13 protein-coding genes are annotated in these 19,110 nt (G+C 37.1%); 12 read left to right on the forward strand and 1 reads right to left on the reverse strand.

What is annotated here, in order from left to right; genetic code table 11:
- The first annotated feature begins 401 nt into the window (after window positions 1-401).
- The 11 genes from kdpA (at window position 402) to BLR30_RS13460 (ending at window position 12,377) form a co-directional block, all read left to right on the forward strand.
- Window positions 402-2,096 carry a potassium-transporting ATPase subunit KdpA gene (gene kdpA / locus BLR30_RS13405; RefSeq protein ID WP_089859822.1) on the forward strand — a complete coding sequence of 565 codons (1,695 nt, stop codon included), beginning with the start codon at window positions 402-404 and terminating at the stop codon, window positions 2,094-2,096.
- 149 nt (window positions 2,097-2,245) lie between these two features.
- Window positions 2,246-4,285 carry a potassium-transporting ATPase subunit KdpB gene (kdpB, locus tag BLR30_RS13410; RefSeq protein WP_089860069.1) on the forward strand — a complete coding sequence of 680 codons (2,040 nt, stop codon included), beginning with the start codon at window positions 2,246-2,248 and terminating at the stop codon, window positions 4,283-4,285.
- A gap of 163 nt (window positions 4,286-4,448) precedes the next feature.
- Window positions 4,449-4,997: a K(+)-transporting ATPase subunit C gene (gene kdpC, locus BLR30_RS13415; protein ID WP_089859825.1), complete on the forward strand. Its 549-nt coding sequence runs from the start codon at window positions 4,449-4,451 to the stop codon at window positions 4,995-4,997.
- A 14-nt stretch (window positions 4,998-5,011) separates the two neighbouring features.
- Entirely contained in the window at window positions 5,012-6,097 is a 1,086-nt protein-coding gene (locus tag BLR30_RS13420) for a porin (RefSeq protein ID WP_175443668.1), read from the forward strand.
- 165 nt (window positions 6,098-6,262) lie between these two features.
- The gene (locus BLR30_RS13425) at window positions 6,263-7,372 is read left to right on the forward strand and encodes a histidine kinase (protein ID WP_089860076.1); all 1,110 of its coding nucleotides are present in this window, start codon (window positions 6,263-6,265) and stop codon (window positions 7,370-7,372) included.
- Between the two features lie 5 nt (window positions 7,373-7,377).
- A complete protein-coding gene (locus BLR30_RS13430; protein WP_089859828.1) occupies window positions 7,378-9,093 on the forward strand; it encodes an ATP-binding protein in 1,716 nt (571 codons plus the stop codon).
- A gap of 47 nt (window positions 9,094-9,140) precedes the next feature.
- On the forward strand, window positions 9,141-9,659 hold the full coding sequence (locus BLR30_RS18070) for an STM3941 family protein (protein ID WP_089859831.1): 519 nt from the start codon (window positions 9,141-9,143) through the stop codon (window positions 9,657-9,659).
- A complete protein-coding gene (locus tag BLR30_RS13440) occupies window positions 9,656-10,222 on the forward strand; it encodes a YdeI/OmpD-associated family protein (RefSeq protein ID WP_089859835.1) in 567 nt (188 codons plus the stop codon). The genes BLR30_RS18070 and BLR30_RS13440 overlap by 4 nt, the downstream gene beginning before the upstream one ends.
- A gap of 403 nt (window positions 10,223-10,625) precedes the next feature.
- Window positions 10,626-11,375, forward strand: a complete 750-nt coding sequence (locus BLR30_RS13450; RefSeq protein WP_089859840.1) for a DUF6000 family protein — start codon at window positions 10,626-10,628, stop codon at window positions 11,373-11,375.
- Between the two features lie 42 nt (window positions 11,376-11,417).
- On the forward strand, window positions 11,418-11,816 hold the full coding sequence (locus tag BLR30_RS13455) for an immunity 22 family protein (RefSeq protein WP_089859843.1): 399 nt from the start codon (window positions 11,418-11,420) through the stop codon (window positions 11,814-11,816).
- Window positions 11,817-11,822: 6 nt separating this feature from the next.
- On the forward strand, window positions 11,823-12,377 hold the full coding sequence (locus BLR30_RS13460) for a hypothetical protein (RefSeq protein ID WP_089859847.1): 555 nt from the start codon (window positions 11,823-11,825) through the stop codon (window positions 12,375-12,377).
- 104 nt (window positions 12,378-12,481) lie between these two features.
- On the opposite strand, the gene polA is transcribed toward BLR30_RS13460, so the two are convergent.
- Complete coding sequence (gene polA / locus BLR30_RS13465) at window positions 12,482-15,325, reverse strand: DNA polymerase I (RefSeq protein ID WP_089860079.1); 2,844 nt, start codon at window positions 15,323-15,325, stop codon at window positions 12,482-12,484.
- 889 nt (window positions 15,326-16,214) lie between these two features.
- Between polA and BLR30_RS13470 the strand changes: the two genes are divergently transcribed.
- The gene (locus BLR30_RS13470) at window positions 16,215-19,079 is read left to right on the forward strand and encodes a M16 family metallopeptidase (RefSeq protein ID WP_089860082.1); all 2,865 of its coding nucleotides are present in this window, start codon (window positions 16,215-16,217) and stop codon (window positions 19,077-19,079) included.
- Window positions 19,080-19,110: the final 31 nt, after the last annotated feature.

Consider the following 19,110-nt stretch of genomic DNA (forward strand, 5'->3'; position numbering starts at 1 on the left):
GGCTTTTGTGTTTTCTGACATTTGCTTTGAATGTAATAAGGTGTTTATTTTCAGTTAGTTGAATTTGTTATTTCTTAAATGGAATTCCTTTTGGCATTAAGGATAAAGAATAAAATATTAAACAATGTCAATTTCAAGAAAAACATTTAAAAAACCAGAGCACTCAAAACTGAGCCTGCTGATCGTTTCGTATGCAGTATTCACCATTCTAACCCTCATTGTTACGATATGATGCTGTTGTGTCTGATAATTTTGTGTGCGGTCCTTTTCTGGATCCTCTACCGTTCCGTTAATTTCTTTGATAAAATATAATTATGTGGAGTTTATTTTTTCTATCCATTATGGCCTTCGGGTACATCTGCTACGTCTTAATGAAACCCGAAAAATTTTAACCTGAAACAATGAATACAGAAATCTTAGGCATTATTGTCATGTTTGTCATTACCTTAGCAATCGGTGTTTTTCTAGGAAAATACATTGCTGATGTTTACGGCTATAAAAAAACTTTTTTAGATAAAATTTTTCAGCCGGTCGAAAATCTCATCTATAAAATATCCGGCATCAACCCAAATAAACAGATGAGCTGGAAACAGAATATGTTTGCCATGCTTACCATTAACCTTGTTTGGTTTATCATCGGTTTTTTTATTTTAATGAATCAGTCATGGTTGCCTTTAAATCCCGACGGAAATCCGAATATGTCACCCGATCTGGCTTTCAATACGGCCATTTCCTTTTTAGTTAATTGCAACCTGCAACACTATTCCGGAGAAACCGGATTGAGCTATCTTGGTCAGCTTTATCTGATGTTCTTACAATTTGTATCGGCAGCCACAGGTATGGCCGCTATGGCAGTGCTCTTTAAAGCATTTAAAGATAAAACAACCACAGAACTGGGTAATTTTTACGACTTTTTCACAAAATCCGTGATTCGTATTTTAATTCCGATAAGTATTGTTGTCGCATTTATCCTTTCTGCTAATGGAAGCCCGATGACCTTTGAAGGAAAAGATCATATTACGACACTTGAAGGGCAGAAAGCAGACGTTTCCCGAGGTCCGGCAGCGGCATTTATTGCCATAAAGCACGTAGGGACAAACGGCGGCGGATTTTTTGGAACCAACTCTGCACATCCGTTGGAAAATCCTAATTATCTCACCAATATGACCGAAATGATTGTACAGATGGTTATTCCTTTCGCTTTGGTTTTTGCACTTGGATTTTATTTAAAGAAGAAAAAACTTTCATGGACTATTTTTACCGTAATGACGATCGGCTTTCTGGCCTTAGCCATTCCGAATATTATTAATGAAACAAATGGGAACCCATTAATTACGCAAATGGGTACAGATCCTCACCTCGGAGCCATGGAAGGAAAGGAAATCCGTTTCGGAAGTGCAGCATCCGCTTATTGGAGTATTGCCACAACAGTAATCTCAACCGGTTCTGTGAATGCCATGCACGACAGCACTATGCCACTTTCGGGAATGAACGAGCTGCTTGCCATGATGATTAACTGCTTCTATGGAGGCTGTGGCGTGGGAATTCTGAACTACTTTATCTTCATCATCCTTGCCGTATTCATAAGCGGACTGATGGTAGGAAGAACTCCTGAATTTTTAGGTAAAAAAATTGAAGCGAAAGAAATGAAAATTGCTATGATTGTCGCTCTATTCCATCCGTTTTTAATTTTAGTAGGAACAGCTTTAACAGCTTACCTTCCTGAGTTTGGAGCAAAAACACTTAATAATCCAGGATTCCATGGCTTCAGTGAAATGTTGTATGAATTTACCTCATCTTCCGCAAACAACGGTTCCGGATTTGAAGGCTTGGGCGACAATACACCATGGTGGAATATTTCGACTGGAATTGTTTTGCTTCTTTCAAGATTCATCCCAATCATCGGTCCTGTTGCTATTGCAGGATTGCTGGCTCAGAAGAAATACATTCCTGAAAGTGCCGGAACGTTGAAAACAGATACTGCCACTTTCGGATTCATGACCTTAGCCGTTATCTTACTGATTGCTGCGTTATCCTTCTTCCCCGTGCTAACTTTAGGACCTATCGCAGAACAATTGCAATATTTTTCTAAATAAATAATTAAACCATTAAGACTTACTTAAGAAGTTAAGAATAGTAATTTCATCAAATTAAGCTTTAAAATATTCTTTGAATATTTCTTAACCCAGACTTAACTCCTTAAAAACTCTTAATGGTTCAAATAAAAAATAAATCATTCAAAGCAATGAAAAATCAATCACAGACTTTATTTCAGAAAGATCTGGTTAACGAAGCCATTCAACAATCTTTCGTTAAGCTGAATCCGAAAATTATGTTTAAAAATCCGGTCATGTTCCTGGTGGAAATCGGAACCGTGGTTATGCTCATCGTAAGCTTGTTTAGCTTAAGCGGTGATCGCTCACAAGGCAGTTTCAGTTATAATTTTTTAGTTTTTATCATCTTATTTTTCACCGTTTTATTTGCCAATTTTGCCGAAGCTATCGCCGAAGCAAGAGGAAAAGCGCAGGCAGACACATTGAGAAAAACTCGTGAAGAAACCCCTGCAAAATTGGTCATCAACAACAAACAGGGATTTCAGGTAGAAACCGTACTTAAAAAATCAGCCGAGATGAAGCTGGGAGATATTTTCTTGTGCGAAGCCGGAGATCAGATCCCTATGGATGGTGAGATTATTGAAGGGTTGGCTACCATCGACGAATCTGCCATTACCGGAGAAAGTGCCCCTGTAATTCGCGAGGCAGGAGGGGATAAAAGCTCAGTAACCGGTGGCACTAAAGTCCTTTCCGACAGAATTAAAGTAAAAGTAACGACAAAACCGGGAGAATCTTTTCTGGACAAAATGATTGCCCTGGTAGAAGGTGCTTCAAGACAAAAAACACCGAACGAAATCGCACTCACTATATTATTGGCAGGGTTTACATTAACCTTTATTATTGTTACCGTTACCCTGAAACCTTTTGCAGATTATGCGCAGACACCGATTACCATCGCAGCATTCATTTCACTTTTCGTTTGCCTTATTCCTACAACAATCGGCGGTCTGCTCTCTGCGATCGGTATTGCGGGGATGGACAGAGCTTTAAGAGCCAATGTAATCACAAAAAGTGGTAAAGCCGTGGAAACGGCCGGAGATATTGATGTTCTCCTTTTGGATAAAACCGGAACCATCACCATCGGTAACAGAAAGGCAACACAATTTCATCCTTCAAACAATATTCAGCTTGATGAATTTATCAAAGCTGCTGCATTGAGTTCTGTTGCTGATGAAACGCCTGAAGGCAAATCAATCATTGAATTAAGCCAGCTGAAACCTGAAGAACTGCTTGTTCCGAATCCTGTGTATATCGATTTTACAGCAGAAACAAGAACTTCAGGAATTGATTTTGAAAATACGAGAATCCGAAAAGGAGCGTATGATACGATTAAAAAATTATCGGAAAAGGCAGGAAATGTTTTTCCGCAGGAAACTCAGGAAGCCGTAACCAAAATCTCGGAAAACGGAGGGACACCATTGGTTGTTTCTGTTAATGAAAAGGTTTGGGGGGTAATCGAACTTCAGGATATCATCAAAACAGGGATTCAGGAACGTTTTCAACGATTAAGAAAAATGGGTGTAAAAACCGTGATGGTAACAGGTGATAATCCTTTAACCGCAAAATTTATCGCAGAAAAAGCAGGGGTGGATGATTTTATTGCCGAAGCCAAGCCGGAAGACAAGATGAATTATATCAAAAAAGAACAGCAGGAAGGAAAACTGGTCGCGATGATGGGAGACGGAACGAATGACGCGCCAGCACTTGCCCAAGCCGATGTTGGTGTGGCTATGAACAGTGGAACTCAGGCAGCCAAAGAAGCAGGAAATATGGTAGACCTCGATAATGATCCTACGAAACTAATCGAAATTGTAGAAATCGGAAAACAATTATTGATGACCAGAGGAACACTCACTACATTCAGCATTGCGAATGATGTTGCTAAATATTTTGCGATCATTCCTGCGTTATTTATTACTTTTATTCCAGCCCTTCAGAAGCTGAATATCATGAACCTTCACAGCCCGGAATCAGCGATTTTGTCAGCCATTATTTTTAATGCGATTATTATTCCGATCCTTATTCCGTTGGCCTTGAAAGGGGTGGCTTATAAACCGATCGGGGCAAGTGCCTTATTAAGAAGAAATCTTTTAATCTATGGACTGGGAGGAATTATAGCGCCATTCATAGGGATTAAGCTCATCGATTTAGGAATCAGTGTTTTCTTTTAAAGGCTGGAAGCTGGAAGTTAGATGCTGGAAGTATAATAGCATGCCGTTTTAATTAATTATTAAATGAAAAAGACTTGTGGCTGTTAATTATAACCAGTATAACTTCCATCATCCCGCTTCCATCATCCATCATTCATCTTCATAACAACAAAAATTACTCAAAATGAAAAATCATATTATAGCCGCATTAAAACTGACTCTCGTCATGCTTGTAATCGTTGGAATCTATTCAGGCATCGTGTATGCTGGCTCAAAAATTTTACCGACACAAGGAAATGCAGAGATCATTAATTATAAAGGGCAGAAATTTTATGCCAATATTGGGCAGGAATTCAAATCTGCCAAATATTTTCACGGTCGTCCGTCTGCCGTAGACTACAATGCTGCCGGAAGCGCCGGAAGCAACAAAGGACCTAGTAATGAAGAATACCTGCAAATGGTTCAAAAAAGAATAGACACTCTAAAAATGCAGAATCCGGAAATGCATAATATAAAAGTTCCCGTAGAGCTGGTAACCGCCAGCGGAAGCGGACTGGATCCTGATATTTCTCCCGAAGGCGCTTTATATCAGGCAAAAAGAATTGCTAAAGAAAGAAATATTTCAATTGATAAAATTCAAAATCTTATTAACAATCAAACGGAAAAATCATTTTTCGGACCGTCTAAAGTCAATGTCTTAAAATTAAATATTGCACTTAACGAATTACACTAATTTTATATTAACTCATGAAAAAATATATTATTACAGGTTTTATTTTAGGAATATTTTTCCCAAAAGCACAGTCGGCAGACTCTTTAAAAACAAATAGTAAAATCAATTTTTCTGCCTATGCAGAATTATTCTATACTTATGATTTTAACGAGCCATCCAATCATATCCGTCAGAATTTTTTATACTCCTACAACCGTCATAATGAAGTGAACCTAAACCTTGGATTGGTAAAAGGTTCTTATCAGGACGAAAATTTCAGAGCAAATCTGGCTCTGATGGCGGGAACATATGCTCAGGATAATATGGCTGCTGAACAGGACGCACTACGCTATGTCAATGAAGCCAATATCGGAATCAAGATTTCAAAAAGCAAAAACTTATGGGTTGATGCCGGAATTATGCCGTCTCATATTGGATGGGAAAGTGCTATCGGAAAGGATAATACTAACCTGACGAGAAGTCTGGCTGCTGAAAATTCTCCGTATTTTGAAACCGGGGCTAAAATTTCCTATACTTCAGACAACGGAAAATGGTTCCTGAGCGGTCTTGTACTAAACGGTTGGCAGCGTATCGCTAAACCGGAAGGAAATCAAACCATTTCTTTCGGTCATCAGCTGACGTTTAAGCCTAATGAAAAAATTACCCTGAACAGCAGTTCTTTCATCGGAAACGATAAAGCTAAAGATGATAAAAGAATGCGTTACTTCCACGATCTTTATGGAAGTTTTCAACTAACTAATCAGTTTTCGACAACACTTGGATTTGATATCGGTGCCGAACAAAAGGAAAAAGGCAGTGAAAGCTACAACATATGGTATTCACCGAATGTTTTATTAAAATATCAATTCGATAATCAATGGGCTTTAGCCGGGAGATTAGAATATTACAGCGATAAAAACGGAGTAATCATTAATACCGATACTCCAAACGGATTTCAGACTTTCGGATATTCCCTGAATGTAGATTACGCAATTTCTAAAAATGTCGTCTTTAGGACGGAAGCAAGAAGTTTTAGTTCTAAAGATGCCATTTTCATGAAAAATGATGAATTTAAAAAAGAAAACTTTTTTATAACGACAAGTTTGGCGGCCTGGTTTTGATGAACTGTTGCTGTGCGATAGATTCTGGAAATAAGTGAGTGTTTACTTTGTTAACCACAGATTTGCACGGATTTTTACAGATGATTTTATCTTCCATCTTCCAGCGCCCATCACCCGGCATTTTACACCTCAATGCAAAAATTTAAACTCAAAAGAATAAAATCTATGTCGTCAGCAAAAGATTTTTTAGAACTGATTCAGAAATCCCGGAAAGGAAAATTCAAAATTTATATTGGGATGAGCGCGGGTGTAGGAAAAACCTTCCGGATGCTCCAGGAGGCCCATGCGCTTTTGCGAAACGGAATTGACGTAAAGATTGGATATATAGAAACCCACAGCAGAGAAGAAACTCAGGCATTAGTAGAAGGAATTCCTGAAATTCCGAGGAGATCTTCTTTTTATAAGGGTAAAAATCTTGAAGAAATGGATCTTCAGTCAATTATCAATATTCATCCGGAAGTTGTTCTTGTAGATGAACTTGCCCATACAAATATTGAAGGTTCCAAGAATAAAAAAAGATGGCAGGATGTGTTAGAGATTCTAGATAATGGAATTAATGTTATCAGCGCGATGAATATCCAGCATATTGAAAGCCTGAATGAAGAAGTAAAAAAAATCACGGGAATAGAAGTTACTGAACGGGTACCTGATAAAATTCTCGCACTGGCTGATGAGGTTGTGAATATCGATTTGACCGCCGACGAATTGTTAACAAGGCTTAAAGAAGGGAAAATTTACAAAAAAGAAAAAATACAGACAGCCTTACAGAATTTCTTTCAGAGCGGACATATTCTGCAGCTTCGTGAGCTTGCCTTAAAGGAAGTAGCTACCCACGTCGAAAAAAAGGTAGAAACGGAGATCAGAACTGAAAATTTTAAGCCTGTAAAATTTCTCGCATGCATTAGCAGTAATGGAAAAGTTGCCAAAAACATCATCCGTAAGACAGCCAGGCTGGCCAGTTATTACAACAGTCCGTGGACGGTTCTTTATATTCAGAGACCATCCGAAAGTCTTGAAAAAATTGCACTGGATAAACAGCGTTATTTGATTAATAATTTTAATTTAGCAGAGGAATTGGGTGCCAAAGTCATTCGTGTAAAAAACAACAGTGTGCATACAGGTATTCTGGATTACGTTGTCGAACATAATATCACTACAGTATGCATGGGAAAACCGCACGCAAGATTATGGCAGAGAATTGTTGGCTACAGCTGGATCTATACCCTGATGAACCGCCTAAATGAACGGCAGATCGATATTATTATTTTATCCTGAAATCGATGAAACTAAAAACAAAACTTACCTTAGGTGTCGGTCTTCTTTTTCTCCTGATTGTTTTGCTTTCAGTGATGGGCTCTGTTTACATCAATAAATTAAAATCGGATACCGAAAAAATCCTGAACGCCAATTACAGCAGTATTGAATTTTCTAAGAATATGCTGCTGGCATTAGACAGAATCGGGAGTGACAGTGCCGTGGCTATACAGGAATTTAAGAAAAACAACCAGCTACAGGAAAAAAATCTGACAGAATTCGGGGAAAGGGAAGCGACCCAAAGCTTAAATCTGCATTTCAACAATTATCTGAAACTTCCAAATAATGAAAAAGAAAAACTGATTCGTGAAGATCTGGTAAAGATCATGACTCTCAATATGAAAGGGATTGAACGGAAAAGTGATGTGGCCATCATTACCGCAGAAAATGCTACATTCTGGATCGTCAGCCTCGGAACGGTATGTTTCCTCATTGCTTTCGTCCTCTTGTTTAACCTTCCTCAGACCATTGCGGAACCGATTAGTCAGCTTACCTTCAGTATCCGTCAGATTGCCAATAAAAATTACAGTGAAAGGGTTCACTTCAAAGGAAGCGAGGAATTCAATGACCTTGCAGAATCATTTAATGTCATGGCCGAAAAGCTTCAGGAATATGAAAGCAGTACACTTTCTAAACAGTTGATGGACAAAAAGCGCATCGAAACTCTTGTGAATAATATGCACGATGCAGTTATTGGTCTTGACGAAAATCATTTCATCTACATGATTAATGATGAAGCTTTGAAAATTACCAATTTAAACAAGGAAGAAATTATCGGGAAAACCGTCCATGAAGTGGCGGTAAACAATGATCTGGTTAGGGAACTTTTGAAAAATATGGATCATCCTCAAAAAGATCCTATTAAAATCGTTTCAGGTCATAAAGAGAATTATTTTGAGCAGGATGTCATTCCGATCAATATTGTAAGAACAGGTGAAAAAGAAAAGAAATATATTGGACGAGTTATTCTTTTGAGAAATATTACACCTTTCAAAGAGTTGGATTTTGCTAAAACGAATTTTATTGCGACCATTTCACATGAATTAAAAACCCCGATTTCAGCCATTAAAATGGGCGTACAGCTATTAGAAAATCAAAAATTCGGTGAACTTAACGAACAGCAGAAGGAACTTGTGAAAGGCATTAACGAAGACGGACAACGACTTCTGGATATTACCGGCGAACTCCTTAATTTATCACAGGTTGAAACGGGAAATATTCGCATCAATATTGAGAACTGCTCACCCAAAGAAATAGTTCAGACCGCGATCAAAAATGTGGAAAAACTTGCAGAGCAGAAAAATATTTCCATTAAAACTCAGTTTGAAGTTGAAGATTCGGATCTTGTGGCAGCCGATTTTGATAAAACCGTTTGGGTAATGAATAATTTCCTGAGCAACGCCGTTAAGCATTCTTTTCAGGATGAAAGCATCTCCGTAAAGGTGGAAAAATATGAAACCTCAGTGAAATTCAGCGTGAGCGACACTGGAAAAGGAATTGATGAAAAATACCACCGTCAGATATTCGACCGTTATTTCCAGGTTCCGGGCGAGCATCAGAACGGAACAGGTCTCGGATTGGCCATTTCCAAGAATTTCATTGAAAAACAACACGGTGAAATAGGTGTTAAAAGCTCGCTGAATCAGGGGAGTAGTTTTTATTTTTTGCTGCCGTTGGTTTAAATTATTTCTATATTTTTGAGGTCAAAATACTTTTGGTATTAAAAATCATGAATGAAATCCATTTCTATTCAAGCAAAATAAAAAGTATAATTCTACTCATTATATCTTTTGGTTTTGTTTACTTTTTTATTTACTCCTATGAAGAACTTACATATAAAAGTTATTTCATAATAATGATGAGTCATTTTGTATTTATACTTTTTTGTTTTGGGATCATATATTCTATGATCCTGATATTTCGTAGAAAACCATTGCTTACTATTAATGAAAATGAAATTATTATTTTCTATCCACTCAGAAAAAAAGTATTGATACCTTTTGAAGATATAGGTGGCTTCTTTATAAGTTCAAGTTCTTACAGAGGAATTAAAACTTCACATCAAATAAATATTGTGATGAAAAACGTAAAGCTGAAAAAAAATAAAATTGTTAAAACTATTTTCCCACAATTTGAAAATATGCAATATGCAATACAATCTGATCTATTAAATGTTAAAACTAAAAAATTAATCATAATCCTAAATTCATATTTGAAAAATAGTAATACTAATATTGTAGAAAAATGAAACCAACTTTCTTCCCAACACCGCAGGAATTCCGCCAATGGCTTGAGAAAAACCATCAGACAGAAAAAGAACTGCTGGTAGGATTTTACAAAGTCGGATCCGGAAAACCGTCGATGACCTGGCCGGAATCGGTAGATCAGGCTTTATGTTTCGGTTGGATTGACGGTGTGCGAAGGTCGATTGATGAAGAAAGTTACAGTATCCGGTTTACTCCCAGAAAGCCTACGAGCATTTGGAGCGCTGTCAATATCAAAAAAATGGAAGAACTGATAAATGCCGGACTTATGACTGAAGCCGGTCAGCAAGCTTTTGAACTCAGAAAAGAGCATAAATCGGCAATCTATTCCCATGAAAATGAAACCGCTGCATTGAGTCCGGAATTTAAAAAACAATTTAAAGCTAATAAAAAAGCCTGGGAATTTTTCAACAGTCAGGCTCCATCATACAAAAAAATAATGTTACACTGGATCATGAGTGCAAAACAGGAAAAGACAAGAATTTCAAGATTGGAGAAGACAATTATGGAAAGTGAAGAAAGAAACAGAATTTCATTTTATGGTTGAATTGATAGTTTTTACCTTAGTTTTACTGGGAATCTCAAATTTTCATTATTTTTTATTCTTCAGGAGAGAAAGAAAACAATTGAAGTTAAAGATATATTTAACCATAATTTTTGCTGTTTCGATTGTATTAAGTCTTTACATTATTATAATAACTCCCGGTTTCTTCTACGATGAAGTATTACAGAACTGTTTCTTTTTAATATTGATGAATTTTTTAATTCCGGGATATTTTTTAATGCTTTTCGGAATTAATTCCGTTTTAGAAAATATTCCGATTATTCGCGGATATTTTACCTTTAACATAATATTCTGTACTTTATTTCTCAGTGCTTCGATGCTGTATTATTTTTTAAGCATATTTATTTTATCATTTAGATTATATTAAAAACGATATTATTTTAACATGAACAACGATTTTCAGGAAGAATTAAATTTACATTCTGCGGGAGCAATAATAAGACATACTTCTGTTTTTGATCATATGGAAAGTTATAAGAATAATTTTCAGTTAAGTAAGGAGTTTACCGATAAATGGGTTCTTCCTTTGTATATGAAAATAAGAAATACACATGACCTTTCTTGGGCAGATTATCTTCTGGAATTGAAAAATGAATTAACCGAAGATGTAACTTTAACGCTCTTAGGAGATTTTAACTGGAGAACCAGAACAGTTGGAGCTTATCTGTCTGTATTAAAAAATTACGAAAATCAAATACCTATCATTGGTGTTCATTTACTTAAAAGTGAAGTGTGTTATGCGGGAGATTTATATGCTCTGATTCTTGCTTATTATAATACTCCTGAAACGATAGAATATCTTCATAAATATTTAGAATATTATTTGCAAAAACCTGAACTTGACTTTGATCAGGAAGCCGTATTAGAAGCTGTAGCTTATCTTGACATGATCAATAAAACAGATAACTTGTCTAAGTATTTAAAGCTGTGGAACAAGATGTTGGAAGAACGAAACGAAATTTCCAAAGTAAGAAATATTCGGATTGCCAAAATAATTGAAAAACAAGAGGGTAAAGAAAGCTCTGAAAAATATTTAAAAAACTTAGATCAGGTTATCATAAATCCTGAATTGAGCATTAAGCACATTACCGAACAAATCAAATTTTTACAAGAATTGAGATCTTATTTTGACTAAATATGTCCTAACTTTGTCGCTTTAAATTAAGAAAAGCTAGCAATGAATACAGATACATTAGATTTTTGGGTAGGAAATTTCAACAGTGAAGAAGATTTTTATGATTTTGTGGAGGAAGATGAAAACTATTATCTCCTTGAAGAATCTGATGATATTCATATTTCAAAATTCGCGGAATCACAGAATACCGTCTGGCTCGATCACGATTTCGTAGAATACGGTTTTGAAGAGGGAAACAGAACGATCTATGAAAAATTTGCGGAATATTCTTTTGCCGAGCAATGGCTGCCGATCCTGGTCAACAGACTCAATGAGATCAATTTGAAATTTGAAGTTAATGCCATCATTTTCCTGAACAAAGGTCAGGTTCCGAAACCGGTTTCCGTAGAAAATGACTTTTTCTCGCTGACATATGTGGGAGGGATTGAATTTAGTGCTTGATATCTCATGGGCGAGACAATAAAAAACTACGAAAATCTGCTAAAAGTTTTTGCTGAGCTTAGAAAATTCGGAATTATTACCAATACCGATATTACAGATTGGGCAGATGAAATTCTAGCTTCAGAAAATCTGTCTGATTATGAGTTTATTGAAATTTCTACCACCAAAAATAGTCATGATCTAATTGTGATTTTAGAGAAGAATTCTCAATATCCCAATTTGGAAATAGTTTGCCGGGCAATGCTTGGCATCCTTTACCATTCGTTAACAGCGTCTCTGGAATTTAAAAAAGCTCTTAAAGTGATCCACGAAATTTCTTATGAAGAGAAACTGACGAATGATGAGCAGTTTCTGCTGTATGGATTTTCAGAAATTTCAATGTATGATCTTAGAGGTAATTACGAAGGTTTTCGCCTTTTTAAAGAAGATCTTATGGAATTTTTAAAAATTTACAAAGATTTTACTTTGACAAATTATAAAGAATGGAATTTGATTAATGAAATTCTATTACCTGCTCTTACCGAAAAGCTGGAAAAAATCAATCATAACTATCCTTACTGATAATACTGGGAAGAAAAAATGAATAGAGAAATCGATAATTTGAAAAAGATAAATATCAAAAAACTTCCACAAATCGTGGAAGTTTTTATATTTTAAATTTATAATCAATGCGCTTCCAGCCAGTTATTGCCAACACCGACCTCAACCAATAACGGAACCTGCGTTTCAATGGCATTTTCCATTTCCATTTTAATAATGTTAGTGGCAACTTCAATTTCGTCAATCGGCGATTCAAAAACCAATTCGTCATGTACCTGCAACAGCATTCTGGTCTGTAGTTTTTCCTTTTCCAGTTCTTTCTGAATTTTAATCATTGCCATTTTTACCACATCGGCAGCACTTCCCTGAATCGGGGCATTCACGGCATTTCTTTCAGCGTGACCACGAACGACAAAATTATTGGAATTAATATCCTTTAAATGACGTTTTCTTCCCAAAATGGTTTCCACATAACCGATTTCTCTGGCTCTTTTCACCTGCTCTGCCATATATTCCTTCAATTTCGGATAGGTAGCATAATAGGCGTCGATCATTTGTTTAGCCTCACTTCTTGATAATCCGGTTTGCTCTGCAAGGGCAAATGCTCCCTGTCCGTATAAAATTCCGAAGTTTACGGTTTTAGCCTGACTTCTCTGGATTTTTGAAACCTCTTCAAGTGGGATATCAAATAATCTTGCAGCCGTAGAAGCGTGGATATCTTCTCCGTTCTGGAAAGCTTTAATCATATTATCTTCCCCGGAAATTTCAGCGATAAGGCGCAGTTCGATCTGTGAATAATCGGCAGAAATGATCTTTTTTCCTTCTCCGGAAACAAATGCTCCCCGGATCTGCTGACCTCTCAGCGTCCTGATCGGAATATTCTGGAGGTTCGGGTTTACACTTGCCAGACGGCCGGTTGCGGCAGTAGTCTGTGAGAAATTCGTATGAACACGATTGTCCGTTTTTTCAATCTGTGAAGGCAATGCATCCACATAGGTTGATTTTAATTTCTGATACGTTCTGTATTCAAGAATATGCTGAATGATCTCATGTTTGGAAGCCAGCTTTTGAAGGATATCCTCCGAAGTGGCGTACTGTCCGGTTTTGGTTTTCTTGGCTTTCGGATCGAGCTGAAGTTTTTCAAAAAGAATATCTCCAAGCTGCTTCGGAGAATTGACGTTGAATTCTTCTCCCGAAAGTTCAAAAATTTTCGATTCAAGTTGCCTCAAATCATTTTCAAGGTCGATGCTTTCCTGGGCAAGCCATTTTTCATCAAGAGAAATTCCGGCAAGCTCCATTTTAGCCAAAACTTCCATGAGAGGCATTTCTATATTGAAGAAAAGGTCTTCTAAGTTTTCTTTTTTTAATTGCGGAGCGAAAAGCTCATACAGCTGAAAGGTCACGTCTGCATCTTCCGCGGCATAATCAGTTTGAGTTCTGAGATCAGCATCTCTGAAATTACCTTGATTTTTGCCCTTTTTTCCAATAATGGTTTCGATGGAAACAGGTTTGTAGCCCAGATACATTTCAGAAAGATAATCCATGCCGTGTCTTCCGTCAGGATTTAGAAGGTAATGAGCGATCATGGTGTCGAACATCGCGCCTTTTACCGTAATATTATATCTTCGGAGGATTTTATAATCAAACTTTAAATTGTGTGCAATTTTGATAAGGTCTTCTTTTTCAAATAAAGGTCTGAAAATTTCCAATGTCTGAAGCACTTCACCCTGATCTTCGGATAGCGGGATATAGTAAGCTAATCCTTTTTTATAGCTGAAACTCATTCCCACCAGCTCGGCTTCAAGCTCGTTCAGGGAAGTGGTTTCGGTATCGAAGCAAACCGCTTTTTGTTTCAACAGATTATCAACAAGAATCTTCTGTGCTTTAGGATTATCGATAAACTGATACAAGTGATCGTTTTGCTCGATGGTAGATTTCGTGGAAGTGGCCTGATCCAATTCTTCATAGGTTGCAAAGAGATCGAGCTGCCCGACTGCCTGTGCTACTTTTTGCTGAGGTGTTTGTGTTTCAGTAACGGTAATGTCTACTTCGGCTACTACTGTTGTTCCTGTAGTTGCCGGAGCAAATGCCCTGTAAAGATTTTCATACAGTCTGCGGAACTCTATTTCATCAAAAACTTCTTTTACTTTTTCAAAATCAGGAGTTTCCAGATCATACTGTTCCTGGTGGAATTCCACAGGTGCGTCACAGATAATGGTGGCCAGCTTTTTAGATAAAATTCCGCGCTCCGCCGAAGCTTCCACTTTTTCTTTCAGTTTACCTTTCAGTTTGTCTGTGTTGGCTAAAAGCGTTTCGATATTTCCGAATTCTTTCAGAAATTTCATGGCTGTTTTTTCACCCACCCCTTCAAGTCCGGGAATATTGTCCACAGAATCACCCATCATGGCCAGGAAATCAATGACCTGCTTAGGATCTTCAATCTCGTATTTGGCCTTAACTTCTTCTACGCCTAAAATCTCAATATCTCCGCCTTTTAAACCTGGTTTATAAATCTTGATTTTATCCGTAACAAGCTGTGCAAAATCTTTATCGGGAGTTACCATAAATGTTGTGTAACCTTCTTTTTCAGCTTTGCAGGCAATCGTTCCGATAACGTCATCCGCTTCATATCCCGGAACGCCCAGAATCGGGATGTGCATAGCCTGTAAAATTCTGTGAATATATGGGATCGCATTCTTAATCGCTTCCGGCGTTTCACTTCTGTTGGCTTTATATTCTGAAAAATCTCCCGTTCGTATACTGGCTTCACCCACATCGAAAACCACCGCAAGATGGGTCGGCTTTTCCCTTCTGATTAACTCAATTAAAGAATTGGTAAATCCGAAAATGGCAGAGGTGTCCAGCCCCTTACTGGTAAGTCGGGGATTTCTGATCAGAGCGTAATATCCTCTGAAAATCATTGCATAAGCATCGATGAGAAATAATCTTTTATCCTGTGTTGCGTCCATATTATCCATAAGGAACAAATATAAGAAAAAGTGTTCTTTCTTCTCTTGAAATATGGGAATGATTAACCAGAGATATTAGTGAATGTAATTAGATGTTTCAATAGTTAAAAACCACCCTTTTTGCTTCAATTTCCACCCTTTTAGGTTCGTCGTTGAATGTTTTTACCTCGTTGTTGAGTCTTTTAGACTGGTTTTTGAATCTTTTTGATTCGTCGGTGAATGTTTTTGCCTCATTGTTGAGTCTTTTTTACTCAACATCCACTCTTTTTGCCTGGTTGTTGAGTCTTTTAAGACTCATTCTTGAATCTTTTTGATTCGATGATGAAATAAAAAGGCTCAGGGTTAAACACTATTTACTTTAATTTTAAATACATAATGAAATGCTCCTTCTGTGCTTTAAAATGTTTTCAAAGTTTTAACCTAAAATCTAATGAGACTTATGTGTTAGAATTAAGTCACAGATTTACGCAGATTTTCACAGATGATGGTTTCGCTTGAACTCCGCTCAGCCAACAAAAAACCAAGGATATAAATACATCTACAGAAATTCAACACCCTGTTTGTCATTCCCGAAGGAAATCTTGACATCGTATTAGAGATGCGTATGGAAATATTCACGTCCGGAATCCCTGCGGAAATGATAAGTATGTTGCATATTTTAAGTATTGCTATGAAAATCTTTGATTTTCTTCTTCTATGGTCTGAAATATTTGCAAAGTTTTAACTTAAAATCTAATGTGACTGATGTGTCAGAAAAGCTTTTGTTACTTTTGTGGTTATAAAAAGCTAAACAGACTCAACCTCAGCGAATCTTCACAAAACGCATAGAGTTCTTTTTGTATTGCTTACATTTGTACGGCATTCTGGATTTAGAATGAAAATGATTTATATGGCAGATAAAAAATACAGCGAAAGAATTCATAAAGATAAAAATTACGAATACATTACCGTCTCTAATGACGAAAACGGGGTGAGAATCTACACTTTGAAAAACGGTTTAAAAGTTTTTCTTGCCCAGAATTTTGATGCTCCGAAAATCCAGACCTACATTCCGGTAAGAACAGGAAGCAATAATGATCCGGCTGATAATACAGGGTTGGCACATTACCTGGAACACATGATGTTTAAAGGAACTTCAAAGCTAGGAACCCGCGACTGGGATAAGGAAAGCGCATTATTGAACCAAATTTCGGATCTTTACGAAGAGCATAAAGCAGAAAACGATTCGGAAAAAAAGAAAACCATTTATCGTAAAATAGATGAACTTTCTCAGGAAGCCAGTCAATATGCCATTGCTAACGAATACGACAAAGCAATTTCTTCATTGGGAGCTACAGGAACCAATGCCCATACATGGTTTGATGAAACGGTTTACAAAAATAATATCCCAAGCAATGAACTGGAAAAATGGCTGAAGATTGAAAAAGAAAGATTTTCAAAACTGGTTTTAAGGTTGTTTCATACCGAGCTGGAATCGGTGTATGAAGAATTCAACAGGGCGCAGGATAATGATGCGAGACTGGTACAATATGAGCTGATGGACGCTCTTTTTCCGACCCATCCCAACGGTCAGCAGACGACACTGGGAAATGCGGAACATCTTAAAAACCCTTCTATGAAGGCTATTCATAAATATTTTGATGAATATTATGTGCCTAATAATTATGCAATGGTTCTTGTCGGAGATCTTGATTTTGATGAAACGATAAGGCTCATAGATCAATATTTCGGAACAATCCCATACAGGGAATTACCGAAGAAAACTCCCGTTATCGAACAGCCGATCACAGGAATTGTTGAAAGAACCGTAAAAAGTCCGACAACTCCAAGAGTTCAGTTGGCTTGGCGAACGGATAGCTACGGAACAAAAGAAGTGATGCTTGCAGATATTGTAGCCAATATTTTGAGCAACAGGGGAGAAGCGGGATTATTAGATTTGAATATCAACCAGACCCAGAAACTGCTTTGGGCACAGGCGTATTCAATAGGGTTGAAACAATACGGCTATTTTTCTATTGTGGCTGTTCCTAAAGAAACACAGACACTGGAGGAAGCGAAGAATCTTGTTCTTGAGCAGATCGAGCTGGTAAAAAAAGGTGAGTTCCCGGACTGGATGCTGACGGCGATCATCAATGATTTCAAAGTGCAGAGAATGAAAGCCCTGGAAACGGCTGATGGACTGGCGACCAATCTGTATGACACGTACATCAAAGGCAGAACATGGGAACAGGAGCTTAATGAGATGGATGAATACGCAAAATTTACAAAGGAAGATGTTATCAGCTTTGCCAACGAATTCTTCAAAGAGAATTATGTGATTGTAAATAAAGAGAAAGGGATTAATGATAAATTGATCCGCGTTGAAAATCCCGGAATTACCCCGGTGAAAATCAACCGAGAGGCACAATCTGAATTTCTCCTGGAAATTTTAGCAGAGAAAACAGAAGATATTAAACCTGAATTTATTGATTATGATAAAGAAATTCTCACTGATTTCGTTAAAGGTAAAAAGCTTAGCTTCGTTAAAAACAAATATAATGATATAGCTCAGGTATATTTTATTTTTCCGCTTGGCAGCGATCACGACCGCGATCTGGGAGTTTCTACGCAGATTCTTCAGTATTTGGGAACGGAAAAATTTTCAGCGGATGATCTTAAAAAAGAGTTTTTCAAAATCGGAGTCACCAATGATTTCAAAACCACTAACGACCAGCTTACAATTTCACTAAACGGTCTTGAAGAAAATATCCCTAAAGGCATTGAACTTTTGCAGCACTGGATGCAGGAAGTAAAACCGGATCAGGAGGTCTATAATCAGTTTGTACAAACATTGCTTGAAAACCGTGCGGCGATAAAAAAAGATAAAGCCCGCATCATGACGGCGCTTACAAACTATACCAAACTCGGGGAATTTTCCAGATTTACAGACATCATTTCAAAAGAAGAGCTTGAAAGCAGTAACGTTGAAGTATTCACAGAAAGAATGAAAACGTTGTTCAGATTTCCTTATCAGATCTTCTTTTATGGAAGAGATTTTAATGTTTTTAAAGATTATATAGAAAAATATATTGAACCTGAAAGTTGGCCTGTTCCTCAACCTAAGAAATATCCTGAACCCGAAACTGTTGGAAATGTCTATTTTACAAATTACGATATGGTGCAGATGGAAATGAGCAGAATAGGAAAGGGAGCAACGGTAAATACGGCAAACTTCGGAAAGATCAATGTTTTTAATGAATATTTTGGGAGAGGGCTGTCGTCTATCGTTTTTCAGGAGATTCGTGAGAGTAAAAGCCTTGCGTATTCTGCCTATGTTTCTTATGCTGCCAACGCAGAGCTGGATCATCCGGATTATATCACAACCTATATCGGAACTCAGCCGGATAAATTACAGATTGCTGTCGATACTATGACGGAACTGATGGCAGAGCTTCCGGAAGTGCAGGCACAGTTTGAGAATGCCAGAAATTCTGCATTGAAGCAGATTGCTTCTGCAAGAATTACCCGCACGAATATTTTCTTTAATACCTTAAGGCTTAAAAAACTGAATATTTATCATGATTTCAGAAGAGATATTTATCAGCAGATCGAAAGCCTGACCTTTGAAGATGTAAAAGAATTTTACAATAATTACATTAAATCAATCCATTTTAATACTGCCATTATCGGTAAGAAAGAAAACCTGAATATGGAAGCTGTTGATAAAATGGGAGCATTCAGAGAAGTAACTTTAAAAGATATTTTCGGTCATTAAAATTATAATATAAGCAACTCTGAAGAGTAAA

Origin of the sequence: Chryseobacterium taeanense (genome assembly GCF_900099685.1) — a bacterium.
Lineage (GTDB): Bacteria > Bacteroidota > Bacteroidia > Flavobacteriales > Weeksellaceae > Chryseobacterium > Chryseobacterium taeanense.